The organism is Daejeonella sp. (assembly GCF_044348475.1).
Classification (GTDB): Bacteria; Bacteroidota; Bacteroidia; order Sphingobacteriales; family Sphingobacteriaceae; genus Daejeonella.
This window is the reverse complement of sequence record NZ_JBIKSU010000003.1, coordinates 120772-141496: the sequence shown is the minus strand read 5'-3', so window position 1 is coordinate 141496 and position 20725 is coordinate 120772. Positions and strand designations below refer to the sequence as shown.

The following is a 20725-nucleotide window of genomic DNA, read 5'->3' as shown; positions in this document are numbered from 1 at the left end:
TTTTAAAAGCAAACAAGCAAAGTGCCGGCGCGTATTTGCTTGAAGCGGATGCCTATTTTTGGGATCAGCAACCAGAACTTGCACTTGCACCATTACGGAAATCACTAGAATTAGAACCCTTCAATGCAGATGCTCGATTTAGTTATGGATATGCCATTTGGAGAAAAATTGATGCAAGATTATTAAATGAGATGGCCAAACAATGGGATCTAGCATTGACCATAAATCCACTTCATTATCAAACCCATTGGCATTGGGGAAATGGACATACCAATTTAACTTATGCTGATTATGCTGAAAAAGACGATGATCTGATTCGAAAAGAATTAGAAAAATGTGATGATCTGGTAAAGAATAGATTAATTACACAGGCAATTGATTTGATAACTAAAATTGAAAAACAATATCCTACCTCGGTATTACCTAAATTACATAAAGCTTCAGTTTATTATATCGCCTATGATATTGATAGGAAAACCCGTTTGGATTCTGCTGAACATATTTTCAGAGATATATTGAACACAAAAAAGCATTATGGACCAGCCCACAATGGTTTATCAGCAGTATTAAAATCAAAGCGCATTGCATTTCTTTCAACCTTTGATTCAATTACTAATGAGTTAAATAACACCCGAATAAGCGATATTGAAAATTTCAAAAAGGTATTTCCTGATATTAATTATTATCCCGGCGATGCAATAAAAGCAATGGCATGGAACCAACTTTATACATCTGTGGTCTATTTTCCTTTTTTATCCAGGCAAAATAATTCTTTCCGGATTCCTCCTCTTCATAAAGATCTAGCTATAACCATGAATTCGCCTTCTTTTCGATTTATGACCACTTTTGACAATAGACAATGGATGGACATTAGAGGAGTTGGAAGTGGAGCTGCGGCCATTGAATATGTAGAACGTGGGGCATTCATGGAGCGAAATGTGATCCTTCATGAATATGTACACCTATTCCATGGCCGGGTATTAACAGATTTTGAAAATCGTACGATCAGAGCATTGTATTACAAGGCAATGAATGAGAAACGCACACTAGATTACTATTCTCAAAATAATGAAAGCGAGTATTTTGCTCAAACCTACCCGGCTTATTTTGAGCCAATTAAAGTTCATCCGCTTGATTTTAAATCAATGAATACTACTTCAGATCTTAAAAAGAAAGATCCTGATATGTACCGTTTTATTGATCAACTTGTAAAAAAAGAAACAGCTTATCTTAATGGAGATAAACAAGCCATGGCTAGCAATTGGTCTGAAGTGTATTTAAACCTGAGCAATAGTGTAAAGCAAAAAAACAAGGACCTTGGACTTGCATACCTTGACACCGCATTGAGTTTTGATCAAAAATATTTGCCTGTATATCTTGCCCAGGCTACAATAAATCAGGAAGCAAAAAATTTCAGGGCAGCAGAAGAATGGATAAAGAAAGCCGAAAGGATCAACCCTAATTATGCTCCAATATATGTTACCTATTCGGAACTTCGGTTAGCGCAGCAAACAGCGGGCGATATTGACCAAAAAACTGCTGTACAGGAACAAGCCAAATACTTGAATATGGCCTTTGATCAAGAAGATGATTATCAGGAACTAGCAAATATCAATAGATTACTGAGAGCACTATACAAAAGCAATGGAATGATTGCTGAAGCTATTGAGAGTGCTGATAAATATGGTAAAAATGGTGCCATAATTTCTACCTATTTGAGAGACCAGAGGAATGATGCCATTGCATTTTCAGCCGGATTAAGGTCAAGCTTAGGCGATGCAGAAGCTGTGAAAATTCTGAAAAATCTTGTTGAGCAGAAGCCCCAGAACTATGAATTTAGAACAATGTATGCTGATGCACTAGTTGAAAGTAGGCAATTTGACCTGGCAATTTCGACCATAAAAGAGGCTCAGCGAATACTAGCTGCATCTGGAAATTCAAGAACAGATTTTACGTTAAGAATCGCAGATATTTACCATGCTTTGGGTCAAAAAGATAGTTTAAACGTTTATCTTAAGGTTCTAACTAAAAACAGCTTGAAAAATCTAAGAGAAGCAGATAAACTCAGATTTGTGCGATTATTAAATTCAAGCAAGACTCCAGAAGCTGCCGATGAAGTATTTCAACAAATTGTACCCAAGGGCGACTTCTTTTTCTTGTCAGATTACTATTATTCAAAAGGAATTATTCTGGATTCTAAATCCAATAAATCAGGATCAATAGAATGTTATGAAAAGGCTATAAACTATAATCCATACAATCTAAAAGCATTCAAAAACCTCATTAGTATGTATGATTCACAAGCTAATACAATAAAGGCCAATGAGCTAAGATTAAAAGTTGAAAATCTAATAAGCAAGATCGCGCGCATCAATAAACAGTAGAATAGCCTTCAAAATTAAGATTTCAACTCTTTAAAGGAATTACCATCCTGCATAGATTATAATCATAAAATCAGGTAATATTTCCATACCTTTACTTTGTGAGAAAAACGCTTTCCATATTGCTTCTTTCTGCTTATCTGATCTCTTCAACTGAGCTTAGTCAGATACTGAAATTACCGCTGCTTTTGGAGCATTTTAATGAACATAAAACCTGGAATGAGGGTACTACCTTATGGAGTTTTATGATCATGCATTACACCAATAATGATGTGAAATATGCAGATCATGATAAGGATATGAAATTGCCTTTCAAATCGAAGGAAGAATCTTTAAATAGCCTAAGTTTATCTTTTATTCACAATTTCACCTCCATTAAACTTGTTAATCCATTCGAGAGAGAGATCAATATCTATAAAATAGATAATGATCATTTATTCAATTCTACTTTCCTATCTACTATCTGGCAACCTCCAAAATTTTGTTAACATTTATTAAAGGGTTTTAAATCTGGTGAAGCTATTCTTTCCCAGGCATCATACTATTTATTGAGATAAATTGTTAAACTAAAATTTTATGCTAAATGCAATTATAGAGTTTTCTGTAAAGAATAAACTCATTATTGGGCTATTTGTGATAGCATTGATTGGATATGGTTCATATCAGGCAACCAAACTACCAATCGATGCAGTTCCCGACATTACCAACAACCAGGTTCAGGTAATTACTGTAGCTCCTTCATTTGGAGCAACAGATATTGAAAGGCTGGTTACCTTTCCAATTGAACAGGCAAACAGTAATATCAAGGGCCTTAAAGAGATCAGAAGCTTCTCAAGATTTGGATTATCTTTAGTTACCATCGTTTTTGAAGATGGAATTGATATATACTGGGCAAGGCAACAGGTTGCTGAGCGTCTTCAAAAAGTCCAAACTGAGATACCTAACGGAATTGGCACTCCAGAATTAGGTCCAATTTCAACCGGTTTAGGTGAAATCTATCAATACGTGATAAGGCCTAAAAAAGGCTATGAGGCTAAATACGATGCCACAGAACTAAGAACTATTCAAGACTGGATCGTAAGGCGGCAATTACTTGGCGTTAATGGAGTTGCCGAGGTCAGTAGTTTTGGAGGGAAATTAAAACAGTATGAAATTTCTGTTGATCCCAATAAACTTAAATCTTTCAATATCACAATTAATGATGTTTTTACAGCTTTAGAACGAAATAATCAAAATACTGGGGGCGCTTATATTGAAAAAGGACCTACCGTATTGTTTGTTAGGACTGAAGGATTAATTGGAAATACAGCAGATATAGAAAAAATTAATATTAAAAGCAGTGAAAATGGCACTCCTATTTTTATTCGTGATGTAGCACAAATTAATATTGGTTATGCAACACGATATGGAGCAATGACCTATAATGATGAAGGTGAAGTATCAGGAGCTGTAGTGATGATGCTAAAAGATGCGAATAGCAGTGAGGTCATAAAAAACGTAAAAGAAAGAATTGAATTAATCCAAAAAACATTGCCTGAAGGCGTTATTATCGAACCATTTCTAGACCGAACCAAAATGGTTAATAATGCCATATTTACGGTTGAAAAAAATCTGATTGAGGGTGCTCTGATTGTAGTATTTATTTTGGTTTTATTTCTGGGAAATTTTAGGGCAGGTTTATTGGTTGCTTCTGTGATTCCTCTGGCTATGCTTTTTGCCATAATCCTGATGAATTTTTTCAAGGTAAGTGGCAATTTAATGAGTTTAGGTGCTCTAGATTTTGGTTTGATTGTTGATGGTGCAGTTATCATTGTTGAAGCAGTCATGCATCAAATAACGCATGGCAAACGATTCGGACTGGTTAATCGTTTGTCGCAAAAAGACATGGATGGAGAGGTGAAAAGTTCGGCAAGTAAAATGATGAATAGTGCAGTATTTGGTCAGATCATTATTCTTATTGTATACCTGCCCATATTTACGCTTGAAGGAATAGAAGGTAAAATGTTTAAACCAATGGCACAGACCGTTGCTTTTGCACTATTAGGAGCGTTTATACTTTCGTTAACCTATATACCAATGATGAGTGCATGGTTTTTAAGTAAGAAAATAAAACATGAACCGAATTTTTCAGATAAAATCATGTTCAAGGTTGAAACTTTTTACCAACATCAGCTATCACGTGTGCTAAAATTTCCTAAAATAGTTTTAGGAACGGTAATAGGATTGTTTATTACGGCCCTTGTTATTCTTTCCAATTTAGGTGGTGAATTTATTCCGGCATTAGAGGAAGGCGATTTTGCTGTAGATACACGGGTATTGACAGGCAGCAACTTAAATACCACTATTGAGAGTACAACCAAAGCAGCCCATATTCTTAAAACTCAATTTCCAGAAGTTATTAAGGTAGTTACAAAAATAGGAAGTGGTGAAGTACCAACCGATCCAATGCCTATGGAAGCGAGCGACATGATGGTGATCATGAAAGACAAAAGCGAATGGACTACTGCCAAAACTTTTGATGAAATGGCTGCAAAAATGGGTAAAGCATTAGAAGATGTACCGGGAATTACTGCGGGCTTCCAATATCCTGTGCAAATGCGTTTCAATGAATTAATGACTGGTGCTAGGCAGGATGTTGTATTGAAAATTTTTGGTGAAGACCTAGATACTCTGGCGCATTATGCCGAGTCATTGGGTAAAATCGTAAATGAAGTTGAAGGCAGCCAGGATCTTTTCGTTGAACCAGTGACTGGGATGCCACAAATCGTAATTGATTATAACCGGGATGCGATTGCTCAATACAATTTAAATATTGCTGACATCAACAGAGTAGTTAATACGGCGTTCGCAGGACAAAGCTCAGGTCTTGTATTTGAAGGTGAAAAGCGCTTTGATTTGATAGTCAAGTTAAACATGGATAAAAGAAAGAATTTAGAGGATGTGAAAAATTTATTGATTCCAACTCCTCAAGGAACAACTATTCCATTAAACCAATTGGCATTGGTTGACATAAAAAACGGACCAAATCAAATACAGCGTGAGGATGCTAAGCGCAGAATTGTAGTTGGATTTAATGTACGTGGCCGTGATGTTCAAAGTATTGTTAATGAATTGCAAATGAAAATAAACGAACGAGTCAAGTTACCAACAGGTTATTATGTAACTTATGGAGGAGCATTTGAAAATCTGAATGCCGCAAAAAAAAGGCTGATGATTGCCGTACCCATATCACTCCTATTAATATTTATACTGTTATTCTTTGCATTCAACTCCGTTAAACAAGGTTTAATTATTTATACTGCCATACCATTATCTGCCATTGGGGGCATTTACTTTTTAGCACTTAGGGGTATGCCTTTCAGTATTAGCGCAGGAATAGGATTTATTGCCTTATTCGGTGTTGCTGTTTTAAATGGAATTGTTCTTATAGCTGAATTTAATAGGCTCAAAGCTTCAGGGCAAACCGACCTTAGAAGAATTGTGTTAATGGGTACAAAGATCCGTTTGCGTCCGGTATTAATGACTGCATTTGTAGCCTCACTAGGTTTTTTACCCATGGCGTTAAGCAGTGGTGCTGGGGCAGAGGTTCAAAAACCATTGGCTACAGTGGTGATCGGCGGATTAATGATCGCAACTTTACTAACCCTCTTTGTATTACCTATCCTTTATATACTTTTTGAAGGCACGGCAAGCTCAAAGATTTCAAAAAATAGTGCAGTTATTTTATTGATATTATGTTTTACAGGTTTTAGCAATGTGAATGCACAAGAAAAAATCGGTTTACAGGCAGCAATTGATACCGCTCTAAAAAATAACAGAACTATTAAAAATGAACAGTTGAAGTCAGAATATCAGCAAAAATTGATCAAAACATCTGCAAATATCCCTCAAACTACGCTTAGTTCTGAATTCGGGCAAATCAATAGTATCTATTCAGATACAAGATTTGGGCTATCACAATCTTTTAGTTTCCCAACCGTTTATTCCAATCAAAAAAAATTGTTGAATGAAGAATGGAAAGCATCTGTATTGAGTATTTCTTTAAAAGAAGCGGATATCAAACGAACTGTTACACAGATTTTTTATTCAATCCTAATCCTAAAAGAAAAAGAAAAACTTTTGATTCAGGCAGACAGCATCTATTCAAGTTTTTTGACTAAAGCAGAACTCCGTTTCAAAACCGGAGAAAGCAATATTCTTGAGAGAGCTACTGCTAAAACGCAAAGAGGAGGTATTTTTCTGCAGCTCAAATCACTGCAGGATGAAATTGAACTAGCAAAGCTTCAGTTTCAACTGGTACTCAATACAAGACTCAAGTCAGAGCCTGAGGCTATTAATGTCCAAATATATCTATCTAATTCAACCGATAGGCCAATTTTAGCAGAGCATCCCCTATTGAAATTTTCAGACCAACAAAAATTAATTGCTTCAGCAAATTCGAAACTTGAAAAATCACGATTTCTACCTGAACTAAACCTGGGATATTTCAATTCAAGTATAAAAGGAATTGGGGCTAATGACATTTATTACCCATCTTCCAAACGATTTGGCGCAGCTTATTTTGGCATTGGAATTCCGGTATTCACCTCTTCGCAAAAGGCAAAAGTAAATGCTTCTGTAGTATCAGAAAAGATTGCTGAAAATAATTATCAAACTCAACTAAGCGCTTTAGAAACACACTATAAAAGTGCACGTTCACACTATGAAACCTATCTGGGAGCACTAACCTATTATGAGCAAACTTCTATGCCAGAAGCAAATATCATCAGGCAAACTGCTGACAAACAATTCATTAACGGCGAAATAAATTATTTAGAATGGGTCATGCTAAACAATCAGGCAATTGTCATTAAAAACAACCGTCTTGATATCATTAAAGTGTTGAATGAAAGCATAATCAATCTCAATTATATAAATTCTAAAGAAAAATAAGTGCAGATGCGTTTTTCAGTATAACCTCATTATAAAATTTAAATTCAAATGAAAAATATATTCATTTTAACCTTCGCATTTCTAATTGCAGCATGCGGGACTAGTACTAAAAAAGAAGCGATAACAGAAGCTAGTGATGTAACTTCTAATGTAGTAACACTGAGTGATGCGCAATTAAAGTCTGCGGGACTTGTATTAGCTAAACTTGAGGAAAAAGCTTTATCCTCAGTGATCATTACCAATGGAACCATTGATGTGCCACCACAAAATATGATTTCTGTTAGTATTCCTTTGGGTGGATACTTAAAATCGACCAAACTATTGCCTGGTTTAACGATTAGAAAAGGCGAAGTTATTGCGGTGATTGAAGATCAGCAGTATATTCAACTACAGCAAGACTACCTAACTACAAAAGCCAGATTAGCTTTTAGCAAAGCTGAATTTGATCGTCAGAAAGAGTTAAATGCAAGTAAAGCAAGTAGTGATAAGGTATTTCAGCAAATTCAATTGGAGTACAATACTCAACGAATTTCTTTGAGCTCTTTAGAACAAAAACTAAGAATGGTAAACATCAATCCGGTAGCTATTTCTGAGAGTACTATTTCAAGAACTATTCCGATTTATTCACCATTCAATGGATTTGTATCAAAGGTTAATGTCAATATTGGAAAATTCGTTAACCCATCAGATGTGCTTTTTGAGCTTATTGACCCTTCATACATACATTTAAATCTTAAAATATTCGAAAAAGATTTAAATAAGCTTTCAATGGGTCAAAAAATAATTGCTTACACCAATAATCAACCTGAAAAGAAATATGCCGCAGAGATCAGCCTAATAAGCAGAGATCTTTCAGCTGAGGGTACCGCAGAAGTACATTGCCATTTTGAAAATGCAGATAAAAATCTAGCTCCAGGCATGTATATGAATGCTGAAATTGAAGTAAAAAGCACTAGCTCGCTAGCAATTGCAGAAGAAGCAATTGTAAACTTTGAAGGCAAAGATTATATTTTCATTCAAAAATCCCCTAAAATGTATGAAATGATTCCTGCTGAAATTGGAACAAGCGAAAACGGGTTCATTCAAGTTTTGAATGAGGATAAATTCAAAGGGAAAGAATTAGTTATTAAAGGCGCTTATACCCTATTAATGGCTTTGAAAAATAAGTCAGAGGAGTAAAATTCGTGGTTATGATGAGATGTATTTTCTATCTTCTAGAGAATACATCTCTAAACCTTTTAAGGCTTTAGTAACAGAAGCACCAATCTGTAGTCCTTTTTCAACAGATAACAATAGCAGATTTCCAAACACACCATTTGCCGGCATTTGCTTTATTGTTTACCTCCATGGCTATTCAACAGAATGATAGTATAAAATCGGTGATACACTACGGATTGAATCATCTGTTTTACAACTGAATAGAAGGCATTTTGAGATGTATGTTGTTAAATTATAGTAAAATTCAAAAACACCGTAATATTTTTATCGAGTGCTACAATTTGCTTTGATGAAAGTTAATCTCAGAACATCTTGAAAATTTCAAGGTTAAGATTTTAAGGAGAGTATATTCGGGAAAAACCCGAACCTACCCTCCTCAAATTTTTTTATTAATTTATTTTAGATTAATAAGTTGCTCTTCCACCTGAAAGATCAAAGGTGAAAGCGGTTGAAAAACTAGCCTCAGGCGAAACTATAAAAGTTGCAGTATTTGCTGCTTCTTCAAGCGTTCCGCAACGTTTCATTGGAATTTTGTCGGTCATGTATTTAACCTGTTGTTCGGGTAATGCCTCTACCATTGCTGTTCTGATTACTGCAGGAGCTAAAGCATTTACAGTAATGCCATTTTCGGCATATTCCTTTCCCTGTACCTTGGCCATACCAATAACAGCTGCTTTAGATGCTGAGTAAGCAAGCATACCGGCATTTCCTTCCTTGCCTGATATGGATGCAATATGCAGAACACGTCCATAATTATTTTTAAGCATGTATGGGATGGCATACTTGGAGGTATAAAATGAGCCCATGAAATTCACATCAAATACTAAGCGCATATTATCGGCTTCAACCTCATGGCTCAAAATATTCGTTTTTCCAGCAATACCGGCACAATTAACCAGGATATCTACACGGCCAAATCGTTCATTTACTTTAGTTATTGCATGAGCTACATCGTCTTCAACAGTAATATCTACTAAGTAGATCTCTGATTCAGCTGAGAGCTGGCTTTGCGTTATTTCCAAACCGCTTTTATCTCTATCGAGCAAGGCAAGTTTAACTCCTTTAGCAGATAATTTCAAGGCAATAGCCTGCCCTAATCCGGAAGCCGCTCCGGTTATGATTCCAATCTGATCTTTAAATTCTATTTTCATTTATATGTTATACTTTAAAGCTTGTATTAATTATTTGATTCAATCAGCAATCTTAGCTTGCAGTGAATACTTTTCTTATAAACACAACAGCGTATTAGCTGCAAACTGAGCGGAAATTACGATAAATTCAATTATAGCGAAAATAAAAAGAGTAGTTTTCCTTGAAATAAAATCGCACATCCATTTTTATCAGTAAAGACAAAAAAAGCCTCAACCTACACTGAAAGCCATTTTTAGATGAACGATAAGTCACATATAAATTCGTCAAATTCAATTTAAGCGGCAAAAAAATGTTAAGGATCACAATCCAAGCTTGATTTTTCCAGCATCGGTAATCAAATTGGAGCTCCATTCTGGATACCAGGTTTGCTCCATCACAACTTTTCTGACTCCGGGCACTTCATATAACGTTTCTAAAATTGTTTTTGAAACTGTAGCATGAACAACGTTAGAACCGTAGATAAAATAAGATCCCAAAGGACGGCCACGATGAGGCATTGCCATCAGAATTTTCACTGTACCACCTCTGACAGAAATATCATAGATCAAACCAAGATCAACAATACTAATATCCGCTTTGTATAATTGAGGGTCTTTAACATTTCCCAGAGCTTTCCATACTAATGCTTTTGAAATAGGACTGTCCTGGGCCTCTCCTGAGCGGGCCAAACGACTATTACTTTCATTAGCAATCACATTTTTTTGCAATACAGATCCAGAAGCTGAAAGTGGATTTAACAACTCTTTACGTAAATGTTCAATCTGTGCTGGCCCGTCCTGGGCAGTAAATGGAATGGTTACATAGGCATTTTTCTGATGAAGTACAGCGCCTTTAGGGATGACCTTAATATCTTTAGGAACAGGATAGCGACTCCAGATCTGACCATGCCATTTGTAATATAAATTTGGAGATCCATTATGGTTTAATTCTGGTAATCCCTCAGCATAATGCTCAAGAAATAAACCAAAGAATGAATCTTTAGTGTCTTTATTGAAGAAACCAATTCCCCAAAGTTTTTCGGCAGATTCTTTTGAAACCTCGCCCATTTTCAATTTTTCATCAGGTCCCATCCATAACATTTCATTGAACGATTGTCCGGTTATTACCCATTCATCATCTCTTAAAGCCGCAGGAGAGAATTGCTTAATTGCAGTCATATGACCGAACTTATGGAAATAAGGTAAACCTGCATAAAAGCGGTACTCTATATCCATGATCATCCTAGCCGGTGAAAACAAGGGGTGAACAGGTGAATAAGGAAAGCCCCAACGACGAATAATAATACAAATTGGACCTTTAACAACCTCAAAATCAGGGCACTCATCCCATAATGAAATACGCATTTTTTGAATTCCATCATCAGAAACATAATCGTGAGCCCAATCTATTCCGGCTGGTTCACCATGCCCCTGCCCGCCTGAATAGATCTCAAGGCCATGCTCACGTTTTAAGATCATACGGGCAAGCTGACCTGTTTGTTTGGAGAGTATTGCTGTAAAATATTCATTCTCAATATCCAGTCCATAACCTTCGCCGCTAACCTTTAGATCGGTCTGATAATTGGGTAATTCTGCATCTGGATTACCATAGAAAACAATGTATTGACGCTTTTCTTTACCCTGATTATCGGCAAGGAATAATAATTTACAGATCTTTTCAGAACCTCGTCGAAGCTCAGAGAATACTTGAGAAATTACCTCTGTTAAAACACCATCCTTAATTTCTACTACCCGTATTTCACGAGCAAGAGAGGCCGTTTGAGAAGCCTGGAAACTCAGCAAGACTTCAACAGGTTCAGCTTTACGTGGGGTTCCTATTTTTTCCTCTAAACTGACAACCTTATAGTATTTCCAGCCTTTTGCCCAGGTTTTCCAGACTTGAGGAAGCGAATCAACTGTTCCAAACTGACTTGCAGCAACATCAGGGGTACCCAAGTTTTCTTCTTCAGCGTGTAACTGAATTTCAGAAATTCTGATTGAATTGGTCAGGGCTCTGGCGGTTCTGTAATCTTTCTTTACCAGCGCCTCTTGAAGTAATTGAATTTTTTCCTGAATACTATCGGTTTGACTGGTTGTTTTATCAGCAAAAGATACAATAGAATCACTTACAAAATTCTCAATGGTATTCTGGGTTTCTGATTTAGAAATTAGAGGCAAGGTTAAACCGGCAAAACCTAAAAGACCCATTCCAAGAAATTTACGCCGTTTCAACCCGTCTAAGAACTGTGGTTCTAAATTGTCTGTTGAGACTTCTACTACCTTTCCTTTTTCAGAGGAATTTTCATGTCTTTTTAATGCAGATCTGCTTGGATTAAATTTCTTCATTTCAAAAATTTTATTTACTGATATAAGATAAGATTATCCTGATAATGAACCTAATAAATATTGAAAATCGAAGAAAATTCTGATAGTAAATCACCTAATCATTTGTGAGATTCAGGTTTATTTAACCTGTTAATGGCCGGCCATAGTTAGCAAGTGAGTTTTATGGATTTACAAAAGGCTTAAACTGCCAAAGGAAGAGTTTGAATTGAAAATATTTATTTCATCATAGCACTTTTCAAAGGAAATCTAGCAGGTATTCCGCTAGCACAACAGCTTGGTTTATTTACCTTTTTAGTAGTTACTTTCAGAGATTTTCCATGAACAGAATCAGCATTTCTTGTATCAGAACATGAATGGACTAATGTTGAAACTATCAATAAAACAAGTAAAGAAATAACAGTTGAAAAAACAGAAGTCTTATTCATGGATATTTATTGATTATTTCACACATCTAAAACCTAAATTACTCATTCCTGAATCAGGTGAGCTTTTCATGCGCCGGGCTGCTCTATAACCTGAACAATAAGATTCATTGCACATGAATGATCCTCCTCTTGACACTCTTTTAGGAGTATAAGGCTCATCTGGATCATAACTATCGGCAGGGCCTTTTGGATTCTTAATGCCAGATGCATTATTCACACTTTTATAATAATCATTCCTATACCAATCTGAGCACCATTCCCAAACATTTCCGGCCATGTCATATAAATCATAGCCATTTGGAGCAAAAGATTTTACAGGAGCGATACCGGTAAATTTATCATGAGCATTATTCATATTGGGAAAGCTTCCTTCCCAAGTATTGGCTTTTGCTTTCCCAGTATTGACATGCTCATTGCCCCATGGATATACATTATTGATCAAACCTCCTCTTGAGGCATATTCCCATTCAGCCTCTGTTGGAAGCCGCTTTCCAGCCCATTTGCAATAGGCCATTGCATCATCCCAGCTTACATGAACAACCGGATAGTTGCCCTTTCCATTGATATCACTTCCCGGGCCTTCAGGATTTTTCCAGCTTGCACCGGGAACCCAGCTCCACCATTGAGAATAATCATTCAGATCAACCTTTTGTGCGGGAGGAGTAAAAACCAAGGAAGCAGCCACTAATAATGATTCATCAGGCTTAGGGGTATCAGGAGGTAATTGCTTTTTCAATTCTTCCCAATCCGGTTTTCTTTTTGCAGTGGTCAAGTACCCTGTACTTGCTACAAACTTTGCAAACTGATCGTTGGTAACTTCGTGCTGATCGATCAAAAAAGCATCAATCATTACCTTGTGTTTTGGATATTCATCTTCTGAGGCTTGCTGATTATCAGCACCCATCATGTAGGTTCCAGCAGGGATTTTCACCATACCCAAACTAGAAGTGTCTCCATTAAAAGAAATATCTGCAAGGGTTATGGGTGCAACACCCTTTGAGCTAAGACTTTGATCAGCAGCTTTTTTATCTTGATTACAAGAACTAGCTGTGAACAAGATTGCACAGATTAGCAGGTAAATTATATTTTGGATCTTCATTCGTATTTGTAGTAGTCGTATTCTAAACGCACAGAGGTAATTTTATTAAAGTCCCCATTTCATGTTTTTCAAATCAGCTATTTTGATATAATCCTTCTTTCTTACGTTTCCATCCTTAGTCAGGATATAACCTTTTGGATCTTCATTTTTCCAGTTCAAATTAGGTACCTGATCTGAAAGCAATTTTCTGTGTTCTTTAATGATATTCTTACTTGCTGGCTTATAAGCAATATTATTCCATTCATTTTTATCAATATCATGGTCGTATAGCTCTTCCAGATTTATGAATGGATAATAAATGTATCGGTATCTGTTTGTTCGGATGGTATATCCATCACCTGAGTTTGTACCCCCTTCTTCATTCATAAAATAAGCTGTAAAAGCAGGCTCATGAACAAAGCTCTTATTCTTAAGCATTGGAACAAGGCTTTCTCCATCACAATACTCAGGAATCTTTTCACCCGTCAATTCTGCTAAAGTAGGGAACATATCCATCATAGAAACCGGGACATTGGTCGTTGAACCAGGCTTAGTTACCCCCGGTGCCATGATAAACATTGGAGCTCTGGTTGAACGTTCCCAAAGCGTGAACTTTTCCCAATTTTCTTTTTCGCCCATGTGCATACCATGATCAGACCAAACCATCAAAATTGAATTATTTAAATAGCCTGTTGTTTCTAAATCATCAAGTAATTTACCGAGCATCGCATCGGTAAATGAGATAGTTGCCATATAGGCCTGCACAACTTTCTTAACTTGGTCATTATCAGCAATAAACCGATGCAAAGGCCTTCTGCCATGAATAAAAGCATCTTCAAGGTCATCTTCCTTAATTTCTAAATTAGGAACAGACTCAAGCGGATACATGTCGAAGTATTTTTGTGGCACTTCCCATGGATCATGCGGCTTGGTTAATCCAACTGCCAAGAATAAGGGTTTATCTCTTTTTTGAGAGAGTTCATGCTTTGCCCATTCTGCGATATGATAGTCAGCCATGTATTCGTCTCCAAGGTTAATCGGACCCCAGGTAAAATATTCGGGCTGAACTCCTTTAAAATTTTTGGGCGAAATAATTGACTCAGGAGCTCTTACCTGAAATGGAATAGGCACATTCAGACTTGGATAATAATAATCCCAGCCTTTGGCTTCTGATTGATTGATTACGGCTCTGGGAGGAGATAGTGTATGATAGATTTTACCACCAGCCAATGTTTGATATCCTTTGTCTTTAAAAAATTGCTCCATCGTAAGCAGGCTACTTAATGCCGGAACAGCGCGCCAATCTGGGTTCTTCCATCCTGTTATACCTGATCTTCCTGGACTTACTCCAGTCATAATCGCTACTCGCGAAGGTGCACATGCAGGAGAAGGAATATGCGCATTAGTAAATGACATCGACATCTTCTTTAACCTATCAAAATTGGGGGTTTTCAGTCCTGGTAATCCTCCTAGCTCTATTGGATTGATCCAATCATTGAGATCGTCAATTGCGATGAAGATGATATTTGGTTTTTTAGCCTTCAACTTCCCTGGATTGTTCCGACCAAACCCATTGTTCATGAATAAAATTAATGCCATTGAAAGACAAAAGATTGTTTTCAAAGAAAAACGATAATTGTTTGTAAAATTTGTTTTCATGTTGATGGTTAATGAATGATTGATCTAAAAAACGAGTTTATTATTTACCTCGAATTGTAACCTCTTAAAATTTTATGAATAAGATTAAATAATTGAGCTAATATTTCTTTCTAATATACCAGAATTATGATTTTTTTACAATTAGATAGTAGCAAATAGCATGCAATAAAAAAAGTCCTTGGTTTTTACGCAAGGACCAAATCATTTCTTTTTGAATTATACCTGTTTAAAAACTATTTTTCAAACTATTAACAATCCCATATTCCAGTCCTCGCAACTCTGCCAATCCGCGAAGGCGGCCTATAGCTGAATAACCAGGATTGGTTTTCTTCTTCAAATCATCAAGCATCTGGTGACCATGATCTGGCCGCATTGGGATTGAGATATTTCTAGATTGTGAGATCTTAACCAGCTGCTTAACAACCGCATACATATCTACATCACCATCCAAATGATTGTCTTCGTAAAAATCACCTGATTCATTCCTGCGCGTACTTCTAAGATGTATGAAATTAATCCGATCGGCGAATTGCTCAACCATAGCAGGAAGATCATTATCAGCACGAACACCAAAAGAACCGGTGCAAAAGCATAGACCATTAGATAGTGAAGGAACAGCTTCTATTAGTGCAGAAAAATCTGCCGCTGTGCTTACCACTCTAGGAAGCCCCAGAATAGCATAAGGCGGATCGTCGGGGTGAATAACCATCTTAACACCACATTCATGTGCCACAGGTATAATTTCTTTTAGGAAGAAAATTAGGTTTTTTCTTAGCTGAGCAGCATCAATGCCCTGATATGTATCTAAGGCTTGTTGAAATTGAGCAATTGTAAAACTCTCTTCGCTTCCGGGTAATCCTGCAATGACATTACGGGTAAGTAATTGTTTTTCATTATCAGACATTTCATTGAATCGATTTTTTGCACGGGTAATCTCTTCAATTGAGTAATCTTTTTCAGCTCCTGGACGCTTCAATATATACAGATCAAAGGCCATGAAGGCTGCCTTTTCAAAGCGAAGTGCCTTTGAACCATCTTCAACACTAAAGGCTAAATCTGTACGCGTCCAGTCTAGAACGGGCATAAAATTATACGTGATAATGTTTATACCACATGAGGCTAAATTCCTGATACTTTGCTTGTAGTTTTCAATATACTTTTGAAAGTCTCCTTGTTGAGTTTTGATGTTTTCATGAACCGGAACGCTTTCTACCACACTCCAGATCATTCCTGCATCTGCAACATCCAACCTTCTCTTTTCTATTTCCAGAACCGGCCATACTTCACCATTAGGAATATGATGTAATGCCGTAACTATTCCTGAACAACCGGCCTGAAGTATATCAGATAGGCTTACTGGATCATTCGGGCCATACCAGCGCATAGTTTGCTGCATTCCATAGGCACCAGTTATATTATTCGTTGTATTCATTAAACTCCAGCAAAAATTGAAAATCCACCATCTACACAAATCATTGAACCGGTTACGAACTTAGAGGCATCACTTAATAGCCATACCAGTGCACCCTGTAATTCATCCGGATGACCGAATCGCTTGAATGGGGTATTTCTAATCACCTTCTCACCACGTTCTGTAAATGTACCATCAGGTTTAGTCAATAAATTTCTGTTCTGTTCTGTCAAGAAAAAACCCGGTGCTAGTGCATTCATTCGAATACGGTCGCCGTATCTGTTGGCAAGCTCTACTGCAAACCATTGATTATAGCAATCAACTGCTGCCTTTCCCATATTATAGCCCAAAACACGCGTAATAGCACGTTTTGAATTCATGGATGAGATATTTACAATGCTTCCTCTTTCTGCGGTTTGAACAATAGCTTCACCAAATATTTGAGATGGAATCAAAGTGCCCCAGGTATTCAAATCCATAACTTTCTTCATACCCTCGAGGTTCATTTTAAAAAGATCCTGGTCGGGCATTAAAACTCCTTCAGGCTGATTACCCCCTGCACCGTTCACCAAACCATCAATTCGTCCAAAAGTATCCAGAACTTTGTTCTTTGCATCGATTAGCTGTGCTTCATTCATTGCATCTGCAATAAGAGCAACGGCACGACCACCATTCTTATTTATTGCATCTGCACGTTCGTTGGCAACATCTTTATTTCTTCCCAAAATACCCACTGCACCACCAGATTTGACAATTCCATTGATAAATGAATTACCCAGAATGCCCGTGCCTCCTGTTACGACTATTACTTTATTATTTAATGAGAATTCTTCCATTTTAGTTCTGTTGTCTGTTGTCTGTTGTCTGTTGTCTGTTGTCTGTTGTCTGTTGTCTGTTGTCTGGCAAACGTACCCAATCTGATAACCGTTAACTGATAACCGCTAACTGATAACTGTCAACAGATAACTGATAACTGAATTATTTAACCTTAATCACACCCTCTCCTGCCGGAATCTGTATTGAAACTTGCTTCTTAGTGTTATCATAGGTAAAATTACTAATTGCCTTGCCATTCAAAAGTACAGATTTTGGTTTTGATGAAGAAGATATACTCAATTTAGCCGTTTTACTAACTGCGTATTTTATTCCATTGGCCGACCATTCAAACGTTAGAATTTCTGTTGAATTCAATGATCTTGAAGCACTTTGATTGGCAAAGCTTGTTGCCAATGCAACAAAATCCCGATCATCGGTCCATGTTATGGCAGCGGCATCAGTCTGTCTTCCAGCTGTTTGATAAAACTTACCGGGCTGGGTACTAAATGCAAATTTTTTGCCTGATGTTACTCCACTAACATATCCTTCACCTTCTTCTGTTACTACCTCAGAAACTCCATCACTTCCATCAGTAGTTAAGAGGTTAGCAATAACTAGGGGCTGTTTGTTCTTTGTGCTTGCAGAGATAGTGAGCATTCCTTCTTTTTTCAAATGACGTTCACGCTGAAGTGTAAACAAATAATGAGGAGTTTCAACAGCTTTGGTTTCAACAGCTTTTGGAGCGAGGTGCATAATATTGAGCGTTACCCCTTTTTTGGTGATATTTGAAACATCCTTACCCGCATTTATATGCTCCAACTCTGCGGTTTGATACAATAAAGTAACTTTTGCATCCTGAGCCGACGGAACCGCTGTATCCAGCATTAAAAGCGTTCTTGGTTTAATAAAAAGAACATTTCTGCTGAGATCTTTTACTTGATCAAAATACAATTCACCTATATTACCAGCTGAGAATGCAGCATCATTTGCATCTAGGAAATTAGCAATGTACGCTTGATCATTAAAACCAGGTGCATGGTATAGATGATCACCAGTGCGCTGGCTTTGCTCATTATCATTAATCAAAATTGTTGAATGCCCAACAGGCTGAATTAATTTCGACTGATAAATGGGATCATCATAATAGGTTGAGTTTTTTAAATGGCGTTCTTCAATGAAGATCACACCTTTATCAGCTAGCCAGAAACTGCCCTGATCAATATGTTGGTGATTGTAAAATGCTCCGGAGCGCATTACAAATGAAAAATCATCTTTCTCCCAACCACTTTTAAATACCATAGTACCAACTTCACGGAATATTTTAACTGGGTTTTCATCAAATGGACTATCCTCTGGGATCCCTTTGGTATTGAAAATTACATCTTCATAATTTTCTTCCTTCTTCATGAAATTATAAAACCAGCTCAATCTTGGTTCTCTTCTTTTTTCCATAAGGAAACTCCAAAATGTTGCCGGACCCATTGGACCTGCAGAATCGCCATATTCAAACCAAAGTTTATCTTTAATTAAACCAGCCCAGATAAATTCATTGTAACTACCTACAAGTGGGGCAGTTAAATCAACCTTGAATACATTATCTATTGATGGTAAACTGTATGCCATATTTGAGAAGGAATAACTGTTATATCCATAACCCTCGCCCCATGCGCCATCTTTTTGGTCAACAACACGATTAATAAATTTATAATACTTGATCATTGCACCAGTAAAATAAGGCTCCAGATTTTCAGTATCAGTCCCATCAGCATATACCGCGGCCATATTCATAAGGGAACCTCCCAAAATCATTGCAAGCCAGTTTGATGTTGCAGCTGTTATATCATCATTAAAAACATAAGTTCGGTGCGCACCATCCACAATATTGGCCATGATAGCCTTACGAACCTGCTTACTTTCTTCGGCATTCATTAAATCGAAGGTAAGGTCATAGGCTTCGGCCACACGATGTGCCCAGCTACCTGTACGATGCTCACTGTAACGACCTCGATTGGTTTGCCAAGGATGTGTCCAATTTGGCCAGGTAGAAAGTTTAAGTAAAACCTCTTTTACATAAATGCCTGCTTCACGATCGCCATGAAAAGCGTAGGCTCTTGCATTTAATCTTAACGCTTCGCCTGTATTGTATATTTTATTACCCCAAGCATTCCAAGTAGGTAACCAATCTTCTTTTGGAAATTGATCAAGGTCAAAAATTAATGTATTTACAGGAATCTTTATTCGCTGTTCTTTGGCATTTTTAAGAATATCATCATAAACCTTAGCAAATTCAGGCTGCTTAAACTTGGCATCAAGTAATTTCTTTTTATCTGCATCAAATAGTAAACGAGGATGCTTGCCAGCCATATTTGCTGGGGCTACATGAATTGTAAATTCAGTAGTAGCGATGGTAGAAGTACCATTAACTGCCTTTAACCTAGCCAAATAAAGCCCAACTGGAAAATTAATCTTCAATGGTTTCAAACTCCAGTCTGAACCATTTTTAACAAGATCAGCCTTAAAGAATGACTTCTTTTGATCAGCAAAAGATAGGATCTCCACACTTACGTTTTTTGCATCCAAAGGCCAAGAGCCGTTTAGAACAAAATTATCACCTTCCAAATAGTGTTTTTTTGGTATATACTGTGCGTATTCAGGCAGTTTATGCATCTCTGGTGCATTAAAACGGAAAGCCGTTTCACGTGCAGCAGAGAATGCGATATCATCGATTCCAAAATATATCGGCATTGACGGGTCTGCCATGGGGAATTTCGCAATAAATGCAAGGGCATAAATACGCACCTTATCCATACCTGAAATTTTTGGATTTGCTTTTAATAGATCTTCAAAACTGACCGTTGCGTTAACCCATTTGTTTCTTTCAGGCTTATTGATAGTATATTCAATTTTACCTAAATCTCCTGCGGCAAATAGTACTTTATAAGACTCTGATGACGAATTTGACTTCAAGTAAAATCTAAAATTCAACTTTGCTCCAGGAACAAGGTACATGTCCAAAAGTTTTTGTGCTCCGGCATAGGCATCTACATTGGTATAGGCAGTAACTTTTTGAACAACCGAAATATTCGGATCGCCGGGTACCATTTCATTGGGCCTGAACTCCTGATTATAAGCAATATCCTGCCAATGAGGATAGGATGCCCATGCTCCAAGCTCCCGGTCCTCAAAATTTTCGGTGTAGGTTGAGGGTTCGAGTGTAACATTAGGGTTTGATGAAACCGGCGCAGCAATCTGAGCAGATACATTTGAAGCAGATAAAATTGCTGCAGCAGTTAAAAGGTATATTATATTTTTCATCAGAATTATATTAA

Annotated in this window: 13 protein-coding genes; 4 read left to right on the top strand and 9 right to left on the bottom strand. The window is 37.0% G+C overall.

All coding sequences use genetic code 11. From position 1 onward, the window contains the following. The 4 genes from ACIQZ6_RS02100 to ACIQZ6_RS02085 form a co-directional block, all read left to right on the top strand. Positions 1-2384 (top strand): tetratricopeptide repeat protein (locus ACIQZ6_RS02100; protein WP_395807717.1); only part of this gene is annotated, 2384 nt, incomplete at its 5' end. A 98-nt stretch (positions 2385-2482) separates the two neighbouring features. Continuing rightward, entirely contained in the window at positions 2483-2869 is a 387-nt protein-coding gene (locus ACIQZ6_RS02095; RefSeq protein ID WP_395807715.1) for a hypothetical protein, read from the top strand. 88 nt (positions 2870-2957) lie between these two features. Then, positions 2958-7313 (top strand): CusA/CzcA family heavy metal efflux RND transporter, encoded by a 4356-nt coding sequence (locus tag ACIQZ6_RS02090; protein ID WP_395807713.1) that lies wholly within the window; start codon positions 2958-2960, stop codon positions 7311-7313. Between the two features lie 48 nt (positions 7314-7361). Then, the gene (locus ACIQZ6_RS02085; protein WP_395807711.1) at positions 7362-8492 is read left to right on the top strand and encodes an efflux RND transporter periplasmic adaptor subunit; all 1131 of its coding nucleotides are present in this window, start codon (positions 7362-7364) and stop codon (positions 8490-8492) included. Between the two features lie 9 nt (positions 8493-8501). Here ACIQZ6_RS02085 and ACIQZ6_RS02080 read toward each other — a convergent pair whose 3' ends face one another. The 9 genes from ACIQZ6_RS02080 to ACIQZ6_RS02040 form a co-directional block, all read right to left on the bottom strand. After that, complete coding sequence (locus ACIQZ6_RS02080) at positions 8502-8639, bottom strand: hypothetical protein (protein WP_395807709.1); 138 nt, start codon at positions 8637-8639, stop codon at positions 8502-8504. Positions 8640-8935: 296 nt separating this feature from the next. Next, on the bottom strand, positions 8936-9682 hold the full coding sequence (locus tag ACIQZ6_RS02075; protein ID WP_395807707.1) for an SDR family NAD(P)-dependent oxidoreductase: 747 nt from the start codon (positions 9680-9682) through the stop codon (positions 8936-8938). 300 nt (positions 9683-9982) lie between these two features. Further along, positions 9983-12007 (bottom strand): metal-sulfur cluster assembly factor, encoded by a 2025-nt coding sequence (locus ACIQZ6_RS02070; protein ID WP_395807705.1) that lies wholly within the window; start codon positions 12005-12007, stop codon positions 9983-9985. A 215-nt stretch (positions 12008-12222) separates the two neighbouring features. Next, positions 12223-12432: a hypothetical protein gene (locus ACIQZ6_RS02065; protein WP_395807703.1), complete on the bottom strand. Its 210-nt coding sequence runs from the start codon at positions 12430-12432 to the stop codon at positions 12223-12225. A gap of 13 nt (positions 12433-12445) precedes the next feature. After that, the gene (locus ACIQZ6_RS02060) at positions 12446-13531 is read right to left on the bottom strand and encodes a formylglycine-generating enzyme family protein (RefSeq protein ID WP_395807701.1); all 1086 of its coding nucleotides are present in this window, start codon (positions 13529-13531) and stop codon (positions 12446-12448) included. A 45-nt stretch (positions 13532-13576) separates the two neighbouring features. Continuing rightward, positions 13577-15109, bottom strand: a complete 1533-nt coding sequence (locus ACIQZ6_RS02055) for a sulfatase (protein WP_395807700.1) — start codon at positions 15107-15109, stop codon at positions 13577-13579. Between the two features lie 286 nt (positions 15110-15395). Beyond that, positions 15396-16601, bottom strand: coding sequence for a mannonate dehydratase (gene uxuA, locus ACIQZ6_RS02050; protein WP_395807698.1), 1206 nt, complete (start codon positions 16599-16601; stop codon positions 15396-15398). Next, positions 16601-17416, bottom strand: a complete 816-nt coding sequence (locus ACIQZ6_RS02045) for an SDR family oxidoreductase (protein WP_395807696.1) — start codon at positions 17414-17416, stop codon at positions 16601-16603. Before ACIQZ6_RS02045 ends, uxuA begins: the two co-directional genes overlap by 1 nt. Before the next feature lie 142 nt (positions 17417-17558). Then, positions 17559-20711 carry a hypothetical protein gene (locus ACIQZ6_RS02040; RefSeq protein WP_395807694.1) on the bottom strand — a complete coding sequence of 1051 codons (3153 nt, stop codon included), beginning with the start codon at positions 20709-20711 and terminating at the stop codon, positions 17559-17561. Between the last annotated feature and the right edge of the window lie 14 nt (positions 20712-20725).